At 68.4% G+C, this 1,328-nt stretch carries 1 protein-coding gene and 1 pseudogene; both read right to left on the bottom strand.

Annotated elements, in window-relative coordinates:
- Window positions 1–142 precede the first annotated feature (142 nt).
- A complete protein-coding gene (locus HALOF300_RS01335) occupies window positions 143–823 on the bottom strand; it encodes a rhomboid family intramembrane serine protease (protein ID WP_331716197.1) in 681 nt (226 codons plus the stop codon).
- A gap of 181 nt (window positions 824–1,004) precedes the next feature.
- Window positions 1,005–1,229, bottom strand: a pseudogene (locus HALOF300_RS01330) (peptidylprolyl isomerase); the annotation flags it as partial.
- Window positions 1,230–1,328 lie beyond the last annotated feature (99 nt).

Genomic DNA, 1,328 nt, shown 5'->3' with positions numbered 1-1,328 from the left:
GTCCCCGTCCCACCATCCCCCCACCAGGCGCGTCGAACGTAACCCTGTAACGATCCATCGCGAGGATGGATCGTTGCAGGTTGCGTTCGGCAGTCGGCCTGCGGGGTCGGAGTCCGGCGTCGGTGCCGACCAAAGGCAAGCCTCAGGAGTAGACGCCGACCGTGATCCCGACGAGGATCGCTGCGACGAGGGCGACACCCGCGATGGCGCCGCGCGTGCGTTCCTTCTTCGGCAGATAGGCGAACAGGGCGCCGAGGGCGGCGCCGGTGACCAGCCCGCCGAGGTGCGCCTGCCAGGAGATTCCCGGGATCACGAACCCGACGACCACGTTGATCCCGATCACGATGAGGATCTGCCGGGCCTCGCGCCCGGTCCGACGCAGCACCACGGCGATCGCCGCGAAGAGTCCGAACACGGCACCGGACGCGCCGACGGTGGCCACGTTCCACTCGTCGTTGCCCGCCAGCGCAAGCACCGCCACACTGCCACCGAGCGCGCTGAGCAGGTAGAGGGCGATGTAGCGCCACCGCCCGAGCATCTGCTCCAGGAACGGTCCCACGATCCACAGCGCGTACATGTTGAACAGCAGGTGCACGATGCCGGCGTGCAGGAAAGCCGTGGTGATCATTCGGTACGGCTCGACCTGCCCGAGGACCGGCGCAAAGATCAGGCGCATCCGCAGCGTCGGGCTCACGTAGTCCGCAACGAACAGCAGCACGCAGATCGCGATGAACGTGATCGTGACGACCGGGCGGTTGTCCGGGCTTATCCGGGCACCGAGCACGCTGGTCCTCGGCCGGACCGCACGGGCTTCCTCGCGCACGCAGTCGACGCAGTGCACGCCGACGGCGGCAGGCCGCTGGCACTCCGGGCACGCCGGGCGCCCGCACCGCTGGCACCGAACGTAGGAGACACGATCGGGGTGGCGCGGACACACCGGCGGTGCGCCTCCCGCTCCGGGCTGCCCCGGCGGCGGCGCGGGCGGGTAAGCGCTCATCGAGCGGTCAGTCGACGATCTCGATCGAGGTGATCACGATGTCCTCGACCGGACGGTCGTTGCGCGGGTCGGTGGACACGACGTTGACGGCGTCGACGACGGCGGTGGAGGCCGGGTCCTTCACCTTCCCGAAGATGGTGTGCTTGCCCTGCAGCCAGGTGGTCGGCGCCGTGGTGATGAAGAACTGCGAACCGTTCGTGCCACGGCCCATCTGGATCCCAGCGTTCGCCATGGGTTTCTCCTATGTCAAGCCGCTGCCGGTTGGCAAGTCGGCGGGGCTTGGGTGTGGTCGTTCTGGTGGTCGGTGTTGAGTTGGTTGTAGACGACGCGG

Source organism: Occultella aeris, assembly GCF_902703175.1.
Lineage (GTDB): Bacteria > Actinomycetota > Actinomycetes > Actinomycetales > Beutenbergiaceae > Occultella > Occultella aeris.
The sequence above is the reverse complement of the archived record's forward strand: the minus strand, read 5'-3'. Positions and strand labels throughout refer to the sequence as shown.